Here is a 9884-nt window from a genome sequence, read left to right on the forward strand (position 1 = left end):
TTAAATTATGAATAACAGAGGCTCAGAATGGAGAAAATGGGATTTGCATTTTCATACACCGTCATCTTATGATTATGAAGATAAAGGCATTACAAATCAACAAATAATAGATAAACTATATGAAAATAAAATATCTGTTGTTGCAATTACAGACCATCACATTATAGATATCGAAAGAATAAGAGAATTACAACAATTAGGAAGCGAAAAAGGGATAACAGTTTTACCTGGTATTGAATTTTTGGCTGATGCAAGGGGAAAAGAGCCTATTCACTTTATAGCTATTTTTTCAGAAGATTGTAACTTATCATTTATTTGGGGACAATTAGAAAACAATACAAACATCAAAAATATCAAGGGACTAAACAAAAAACATAATGAAGTTTATTGTGATTTATTAGATACTATAAAATTGGTTAGAGAGTTAGGAGGAATAATAACAATTCACGCTGGAAAGAAAACAAACAATATTGAAAACATTACAAATTCACTACCTCACGCAATAGCACAAAAAACCGATATAGCATCTAATGTAGATGTGTATGAACTTGGAGCATCAAGTGACAAGCAAGACTACATAAACATTGTCTTTCCTGCTATACATAAATATATCCCAATGGTTATAGCATCTGACAACCACGATATTAAAAAATATACTTTAAAGGAAAATTGTTGGATAAAAGCAGACCCCACATTTGAGGGTTTAAAACAAATTATTTATGAACCAGAGGAAAGAGTAAAAATACAAGAGTATAATCCAGAACTAGATTATGATAAACCTTTTTTTTCTTCCATTAAATTTAAGGATGACGAAAAAATATTTAGTAATGATGAATTATATTTTGACAAATCAACACAAGAAATCCCCCTGAATTCTAATCTTGTAACTATTATAGGAGGAAGAGGAGAAGGAAAAAGTATGTTGATGAAATATATTTCTACCAGTTTTGAAATTAAGACAATTGAAAAAGATGATGATTTTTTGAAAAATAACAATATTGAGGTTATATATTCAAAAACTATTAAAAATAAGGAAGAGATAGAGCCTTTTCCTATAAAAAAGAACTCAAAACACGCTCTTGATTTTATTTATATTAGTCAGGGAGAATTAAAGAATATTGTTGAAAAACAAGAATTAGCAGAAGCTATTAGTGAAATGGCTAATATTAGAAAAATCACATTTGACCGAAATCTAAATGAGGAAATTTCTAATAAACTTGATAAACTACACTCATTGAAAAATTTTCTTGACAACCCACAAAATAATCTTGAAGAATTACAACAGAGAGAAAATACTCAACAACAATTTATCAGCAATATTACAACAAAAGAGAATAAAGAAAAATTAGAGAAGTATTCAGAAATATTAAAACAAATAAATACTGAAATTAATAAGAAAAATCAACTTTCAAACTTTAAACAGAGTTTAATACAAAAAAGCAATGAATTAAATCAGAATATTGATTCTTTAAATGAAAATTATGGTTTGGGTATTCCTATTATTGAAGTGGAACAAATATTTGTATCCCAACTTGATAAAATACACGAGTTAATTACTGCAATAGATAATCAGTTAGGTTTATTAAATGAAAGAAAAGAAGCTATAAAAACTGAGTTTAGCGAATTTTATACAGGTGATTTAACTACACTATTAAGAGATGTAGATAAATACCAAAATGAACTTTCAATTATTCAGACGCAAATAAAAGATGTAAATGAGAAGAAAATAAAAAAAGAAAACTTACAGAAAGAGATTTTTGAAGGTGCAGATACTCAAAAATCTCTGATTTCCAAAATAGAAGATGAATACAAAAAGCAAAAAGAATGGATATTAGAGGATTGGAATAAATTTAAAAATATTGAAGAGCGAGAAAGTCTAAATCTTCAGCAAAAAAAATTATGCAAAGCCTCTTACAAGATTTGGATATTGAGGTCAAAATAGATTTTGATAAAGAGGCTTTTTATGGAGAAATATATCGCTGCATCAATGGTACAGAATGGAGGGTAAAAAACAATCAGAAAGCCCAAGAAAATTATTTTGGAGTAAACAATTTAGAAACTTTTTTTAAACTTATCAAAGAAAAATACATTGAAGCATATTATGCTAACGGAATTTATGGTGATACATTGAAAGAAATACTGTTCGATGAAGAGATAAGAGGCAAATATATAAAAGTATATCCGATTTTAAAATATAAAGGAAAAGATATTAATAAATTATCTGTTGGGCAAAAGGGAACAATGTATTTGAAAATGAAATTGGCTACCGAGGCATTTTCCAAACCTATTATTTTCGACCAACCAGAAGACGATTTAGATAATCAGTTCATTATAAAAGAACTTGTTGATTTATTCAAAGATTTAAAGAAATATAGACAAATTATAATTATTACTCATAATGCTAATTTGGTAGTCAACGCAGACGCGGAACAAATAGTAGTTGCTAGAAATAATAATGAAAAACTCTCTTATCTATCGGGAAGTCTTGAAAATCCTGAAGTCAATAAACATATTTGCGAAATATTAGAAGGTGGAGTACAAGCCTTCAAAAACAGAGAGAAGAAGTATGGTTTTAATACCCGTTTATAAATTACGTTGTTTAACAAGTTTTCTTAGAAATAACTATTTATTATGACTCAAAAAGACATTTTACATTTTTGGAGAAATGTGGAGATATTCAATCTACCTGATTTGGATGTTAAAAATATAAAACTATTGAATGGAGAAAATAAGCTTCCTTGGGAAACGGATAAAAGTACCAAAAAGGATAAAAAAAGAATTTACACACTCTTCTTTGGAAAAGTTTCAAAAGAAAATGTTATTAAGCAGATAGAAGAATTATTTCCAGACGAAAAAGAGAACCAATGGAAAGAAAAAACTATCGGGTTTACTTGTCTGTCTTCCATAATACTTGATGAAAAAGGATGTCCCGATGCCAAAAGTTATACTTTGGCAAGTTTTGTTTTGGGGTTGGATGTTTTGAAAAAATGTAGGGAAATTTCATCGGTTTATAGATTATTGAATAATGTTTCAGATGAGTATTTGGAAAGATTTAATATCCTAAAAACTACTGATGATGAAAACCCAAAAGGTAATTCTGTTACGAGGGAATTTATTGAAAAAGAAATAGCATATCTTAGAAGTATAAGCCAATGGAATGACGCTGAAATTAAAGTATATTTCACTGAAAAAGAAGTTGGTAAGAATATTGAAGTTGATTATGCTTTTCTGAATAGTTTCTTCTTGGATGACTTGAACCAATTAATAGACGATTATACCGAGCTTTCATCAACTGTGCAAAGTTATCTAACCCTCCAACCTACTCAAAAAAGATTTGATTTAATAAAGAATAAAAAAAATCTTTTCAACACCATAAATCCAGAGCAACTCACAGAAGGAAAATGGCCATCAACGCCCAAATATGGATTATGTACGGCACAGTTGGGAGCGGTGAATACCATTTTTAAAGAATTAGGCAATAGTTCGGGAATACAGGGAATAAATGGACCTCCCGGAACAGGCAAAACTACCCTTTTATTGGATGTTATTGCTCAAGTCATAGTAGACCGAGCTAAGGCAATTTTAAATATTGGTATTGATAATCTTTTTGAAAAAGGTGAAAAAATAGATATTAAAGACAAATATCTTTATATCTATCCATTAAATGCTATTTTACAAAAGAATTACGGAATTGTTGTAGCAAGTAATAATAATTCTGCGGTAGAAAATATCAGCAAAGAACTACCACAAGCCAAAAAAATTGATAAATATGGAGAAAATGCAGCCTTTCCATATGCTGATTATTTTGGTGAATATGCAAAAGAGGAACTTACAGGTGATGAAAATTGGGGAATTTTAGCTGCTGCATTGGGTAATTCAAAAAACAAGAATAAATTCAATAACCTCTTTTGGAAATCATTTTTAAAAGATGAGAAAGGAAATTTAATCGGAAATGGTAAGAACAAAGCTATTATAGATGAAAATGCTATTAATTTTTATAATTACTTAGTAAAAAATCAAGATTTACAAAAGCAACATCAAGACAATTTTGAAATTGCTAAAAAAGAGTTTATTTCTTTGTTGGAAGAATTCAAAATTTTCAAAAATACTGCCATCGATTTTCATAACAGATTTGATGATTATTCGAAAAATGTCCAACGAAAGACAGATTTAGAAAAATTGAAAGATGAAAATAAAAATTATGAAGATCAGCTTAATACTGAATTACAGAAGTTGACATCCGAACAAAAGAGAGTAGAAAAAGAAAGAGATGCATTAAAAACTTCTTTAGATGCTATCAATACCCAAAAACCTATATTCTTTTTCTTCCATAAACTGTTCAATACACAATCCTTTGTAAAATGGAATAATGAGATAAACCAAGTGTGGAATGAGTTTAATAATATTTCATTAGAATTAAAGCAAATAAACAATGAAATTAAGAAGGTTGAGTCAGAGAAAAGTAATATTATCAATCGGTTAAAAAATATTCAAATCGAATTGGAACAAATTGAAGAATTCAAAAGAGAATATGAGAATTTAAAAACTCAGCTATGTAAAGATTATCAGATAGAGAAAGTAAATATTTTTGATGAAAACTTTTATAACAAAGATTTAAAGGATATACATTTGCTTTCACCCTACCACTCAGAAAAAATAGCCAAACTTCGTAGCAAAATTTTTCTAAAAGCTCTTGATGTACACAAATTTACAATTCTTGCCAATGCAAAACAATTCAAAAATAATCTGAATGCTTTCTTTGATATGATATTGGGTAGAGCAAAAGTGTCAGATGAGCTTACTACCACACTTTGGGATACTTTTTTCTTTTGTATTCCGGTGGTTTCAACATCATTGGCATCGGCAAGTAGGTTATTCCCGAATATGATTAAAAATCAGATAGGTTGGTTGCTGATAGATGAGGCAGGACAAGCAACACCTCAGTCGGCAGTTGGGTTAATACAACGTTCAAAACGATGTGTTATTGTAGGAGATCCTTTACAGGTGGAACCTGTTGTTACTATTCCTAAAAGTTTGGTTGACAAATTAATCTCTTACCAAAATGTAGAAAGCAATTGGTCACCGTATAACACTTCTGTTCAGCAGTTAGCAGATAGAATATCTCAATATGGGACTTTAATGGGAAATGATGAATATAGCATATGGACGGGATTCCCTTTACGAACCCATCGTAGATGTTTCAATCCAATGTTTGATATTGCCAATGAAATTGCTTACAACAATCAGATGGTAAAAGGTACAGAAGATAAGGAAGAATGCGAATATATTGGCACGTCTTGTTGGTTTGATGTAAAAGGTAGTGGTTCTGGAGATAGCCAAGTCATAAGAGAAGAAATAGAATTGTTAAAAGTCAAAGTAGATGAACTAAGGGAAAACGGATATAAGGGTAAGATTTATGTTATATCTCCTTTTAAATTAGTAGCTAATGAATGTGAAAAGATATTAAAATTTTACGAAAAAGTTCAATGTGGTACGATTCACACATTCCAAGGAAAAGAAGCAGATGTAGTTTTTCTTGTGTTGGGAAGTCATCCGGAAAAAGAAGGCACCCGAAAGTGGGCATCTTCAAAGCCTAATATGCTCAATGTAGCTCTTACTCGTGCAAAAAAACGCTGCTATGTGATTGGAAACAAAGAATTGTGGAGCCAACAACCTTACTTCGATGTGATGATAAACAAAATGGAATGAACATAGGGGTAAGTATAGACTTTTGAGAAGCTGTCAAAATGGCTAAAACACACCCTCTTTCTGTCAAAATGTTATATTTGTTGCATTTGGAATGTTTTTTGACGAGATAAGACAAACAATTTTATTTTAATTAATATGAATAAAAAAGATTATTTGGAAACAGTTATTGACTCTCATAAGATGAGTAAAGAAGAAGGTTTATTGAATAAGCATAGGGATAAAAAGACTCAAATAAAGGAGGCTTTGGAGAAAAAATATTCTTCAAATATATATTCTCCGTTTAATTCAGGTTCTTATGCTAAGAATACAGCGATTAACACTAAATTTGATTTTGATTTAGTTTCTCCTTTTAAGCGTAATGCATTCGGAACAAATGGTACATTAAAAGAGATGTATGAGGATGTATATAATTTTTTATATGAAGAATATAAAAATGGAGCCGAAGTAAGAAAACAAAAAGTATCAATAGGTTTAGATTTTTACGAAGATAAAGATGGCGATAGAATAAAAATTGATGTAGTGCCTGGTAGAGAATTTAATCAAGGACAATATTCTGAGGATAAAAATCTCAATCTCTATGTTTATCATAAGTATGGGAACATCAACGCTGGGAGTGAACGCATTAAAACAAATATTGTAGCTCAAATTAATAATATTAAAGATAGAGCTACTGCTGAAAAAGATTCAATAAGAAAAATTATTCGCCTCTTGAAAGTTTGGAAAAATACTAAATATAATTATCCAACCAAATCTTTCTTTCTTGAACTTATTACAATAAAAGCATTTGATAATGTTGAAATAACAGGCGATTTATGGAATAAACTGAAATCTGTGATGGAATATATCAGGGATAATGTTACCAATGACGGATTTACACTGAAAGACCCAGGGAATAGTGCTAATAATTTGGTTGATACCTTGACTGATAATGAAAAGCAACAGTTGTCATATGATATGAAAAATATGCTTAATAGGATTGAAGAAAATGAAGAAAACATCAAAATCTATTTTCCTGAAAATCTGAAGTTCAAAGAAGACAACAAAAACAAATACAATACTAGTAGCGGTATGCCTATACCTCCTCCGAAATTAAATTTTGGATAAAAAATGAATGATAGAGTTAGTGAAATCAATTCTACAATAGAGAACATTCCCAATGTCAAACTTATTAAGCCTTTTGAGCAAAGTAAGTTTGACATTGAAGGATGTATCTCTGTTTTTGTTGAAGGTTTGGAACAACCATTAAATTTCAACGTAACCATCAGTCCACAATACCCTTTTAAAATTCACGATACGGAAACTATTAAGTTTTCCAATGATGAACTTTTAGAATATAAGCATATTATGGCTAATGGTTCTATTTGTATTCATACAGCACATAGCCCTATATTATCCAAAAAATTGGTATATGATATTGAAGCTGTCAAAGTTTGGATAAAAAAATACTATATCAATAAAGATTTAGACTCTCATTATGAACATCTTATCGTAAATCCAAAAGCGTTTAAAGGAGGACATTTTGTTTACTTTTTTAATGAGGTTGATTATGTTTTTCATAAAAATCAATTTGGTTTTATCGACTACTCAATAATGAGTAGTGGAGTCTTTCATAATGAAAATATCCAAAGTAATATTTTTCAAGTTTTTTTGGATAAAGACAGAAAAAAGTTAGTAGATGTAAATTGGAATTTTCAACTTAAAAATTTACCTTATTGTACAGGATTATTTATTTTTATAAAAGATGAGCCAAGTAAAAATCAGCGTTGGGTTTTTGAAAATTGGAAGGATTTTGAATCGCTTTTGCCACAAGATTTTTTAACCTTTCTTCATAGAGTCGAACAAAAAAAATCAAAAGAACAAGGCAAAACACTGCCTTTATTCATAGGATATAATATTTCTGACAAAGAAATTCACTGGCAAGCCATTATATTAGAGATAGGTAAGTTCCCTATTTATGGCGAAAAAGTAAATAAACAATGGCTAACAAGATTGGATGGTGAAACGATTATTGATTGGGCTATGACAAGGAATTGTTCCTATAAATATTTTTTTGGACGAGGAAAATTGAATCAGCAATTAACCGATGGTAAAATTCTAATTGTTGGAATAGGAGCTATTGGAAGTATCATAGCAAAGACTTTAGTAAGGTGTGGTTGTACAAAAATTAATTTTATAGATATTGATGTAAAAGAACCAGAAAATGTTTGTCGGTCAGAATATTCATTCTTTTCAGGTATTACCAATAAAGTTAATGATTTGATAGATGAATTATGTCTAATATCTCCCTTTTTTGAGCCAATAAAAGGCGGTTATGAATTTTCAAGAATGCTTGATTTTTTTCTAAAATCTCATTTAACTAACAAAGAAACAAAGGTAGAAATAGAAAACTATCTTAATGGATATGATATAATTTTTGATTGTACAGCCGATAATGATTTGCTTTATGTGTTGAGCCAATTAAATATAAAGTCAAAACTGTTGAACCTTTCAATATCAAACCACGCAAAACAATTAGTGTGTGCAACCGAGCGTAATAGATACCATTTTATTGATACCCAATTTAATGGAAATGTTTTAGAATTTGATGTTGATGATTTATATAATCCAACAGGCTGTTGGAGTCCCACATTCAAGGCTTCTTATAATGATATAAATACTCTTGTTCAGTTTGCAATTAAACATATCAATTCAAGATTTGAGAAAAACAAGTCTTTGAGAAATTTCGTGATAGAAACTGAGTATACAGATTGTGTAGCTATAAAATTAAACGAATTTTGATTTTAAAAGTAAAAGAAATAGAATTGAGTATCGAAATTGATAATGAATTATTAAATATCCTGATAGAAAAAGGGAAAAGTCATTATCCAAATGAATTTGGAGGTTTTTTGATTGGATATTATAGTAATGACAATAAGCATCTACATATAACAAATACTATATTTCCTCAAAGTTTTAAATCATCAAAATACTCTTTTGAAAGAAATACAAGAGGTATTGATAAAGAACTTAAAAATTACTATAACGAAACGCCTAAAAAAATCTATGTCGGAGAATGGCACACACATCCTGACAATAGCTCTACTCCAAGTACAACCGATATTTTAGCAATGAAAACTATATCTAATATCCCTAATTGTCCTGTAAATCCTGTATTACTGATTCTTGGGTATTCCCAAACAAAACTTGATTTCGGATTTTATGTTTGGTTTGAAAATAAATTATATAAATATGAGTAAAGTTAATTTAAAACAGTTATTCAATGGGTTGCAAAAACAAATGTCTGCTCAACTCAGCACAAATAGGGATTTTATTGAACATCCAGGTTCAAAAGGTGACGCTTTAGAAAATGCTTGGATAGAATGGTTACGCAAATATTTGCCGAGCAGATATTGCGTTGATAAAGCAATAGTAATAGACCACGAAGGCAATACAAGCCAACAAATAGACATCGTGATTTACGATAATTGGTTTACACCTTTTATTTTTAATCAGAATGGATTTTATTACATACCTGCCGAAGGTGTTTATGCTGTTTTTGAAGTAAAACCTGATATAAAAGGAAATGTTAAAAATAAAACCTATATTCAATATGCAGGTGAGAAAATAGAAAGCGTAAGAGTGTTGAAAAGAGAAGCAGCAAGTTTCATCAATGGAGGAACAAAATTTAACCCTCGTCCTTTGACTAAAATTATTGGTGGAATTTTATGTACTACAAACACTTTCACACACAAAAATAATGATACGATAGAAGAACATTTAAAAGCATTAGAAAATCTAAAAAGTATTGATTTAGGCTGTATTACTGATTATGGAAGTTTTTACATAGATTATACCCCAAACGAAGAAATTACTATTGTTGGGCAAGATGCTTATTTAGACTTTTATGCAAAAAGAAAGTTCAATAAAATAAAATTTAGTAATGCAGACCATTCCCTTGTAACTTTTTTTATGCAATTAACAAGATATTTACAACAAGCAATCGGGACAATACCTGCAATTGACTTAAATGCCTACTTGAGAAATATCGGAGAAGAAGTTGATGAACAAATATGAAAGTGGAGTATAAAAAAGGTAGTTTTCTATCGAGAAACTACTTCTTTGCGCTTGTATTCTCTCACACAAACTCCTTAATATCAAAATCACTTTCTTTTTTGGGAGTTTGTGGTAAAATTTCG

Annotated in this window: 6 protein-coding genes and 1 pseudogene; all 7 read left to right on the forward strand. The window is 29.6% G+C overall.

What is annotated here, in order from left to right; genetic code table 11:
- Positions 1-7 precede the first annotated feature (7 nt).
- Positions 8-764, forward strand: a pseudogene (locus GN105_RS13150) (PHP domain-containing protein); the annotation flags it as partial.
- Positions 765-1899: 1135 nt separating this feature from the next.
- Positions 1900-2589, forward strand: a complete 690-nt coding sequence (locus GN105_RS11910; RefSeq protein ID WP_155285618.1) for a hypothetical protein — start codon at positions 1900-1902, stop codon at positions 2587-2589.
- A 42-nt stretch (positions 2590-2631) separates the two neighbouring features.
- Complete coding sequence (locus GN105_RS11915) at positions 2632-5709, forward strand: DEAD/DEAH box helicase (protein ID WP_155285619.1); 3078 nt, start codon at positions 2632-2634, stop codon at positions 5707-5709.
- Between the two features lie 135 nt (positions 5710-5844).
- Positions 5845-6813 (forward strand): nucleotidyltransferase family protein, encoded by a 969-nt coding sequence (locus GN105_RS11920; protein WP_155285620.1) that lies wholly within the window; start codon positions 5845-5847, stop codon positions 6811-6813.
- 3 nt (positions 6814-6816) lie between these two features.
- Positions 6817-8487: a ThiF family adenylyltransferase gene (locus GN105_RS11925; protein WP_155285621.1), complete on the forward strand. Its 1671-nt coding sequence runs from the start codon at positions 6817-6819 to the stop codon at positions 8485-8487.
- A complete protein-coding gene (locus GN105_RS11930) occupies positions 8484-8945 on the forward strand; it encodes a Mov34/MPN/PAD-1 family protein (RefSeq protein ID WP_155285622.1) in 462 nt (153 codons plus the stop codon). Before GN105_RS11925 ends, GN105_RS11930 begins: the two co-directional genes overlap by 4 nt.
- The gene (locus GN105_RS11935; RefSeq protein ID WP_155285623.1) at positions 8938-9762 is read left to right on the forward strand and encodes a DUF6602 domain-containing protein; all 825 of its coding nucleotides are present in this window, start codon (positions 8938-8940) and stop codon (positions 9760-9762) included. Before GN105_RS11930 ends, GN105_RS11935 begins: the two co-directional genes overlap by 8 nt.
- Positions 9763-9884 lie beyond the last annotated feature (122 nt).

The organism is Capnocytophaga felis, assembly GCF_009684755.1.
In the GTDB taxonomy this organism is placed as follows: domain Bacteria; phylum Bacteroidota; class Bacteroidia; order Flavobacteriales; family Flavobacteriaceae; genus Capnocytophaga; species Capnocytophaga felis.

Coding starts and splice junctions, on each gene's coding strand:
- GN105_RS11910 (WP_155285618.1), top strand. CDS start 1,900: ATGCAAAGCCTCTTACAAGATTTGGATATTGAGGTCAAAATAGATTTT.
- GN105_RS11915 (WP_155285619.1), top strand. CDS start 2,632: ATGACTCAAAAAGACATTTTACATTTTTGGAGAAATGTGGAGATATTC.
- GN105_RS11920 (WP_155285620.1), top strand. CDS start 5,845: ATGAATAAAAAAGATTATTTGGAAACAGTTATTGACTCTCATAAGATG.
- GN105_RS11925 (WP_155285621.1), top strand. CDS start 6,817: ATGAATGATAGAGTTAGTGAAATCAATTCTACAATAGAGAACATTCCC.
- GN105_RS11935 (WP_155285623.1), top strand. CDS start 8,938: ATGAGTAAAGTTAATTTAAAACAGTTATTCAATGGGTTGCAAAAACAA.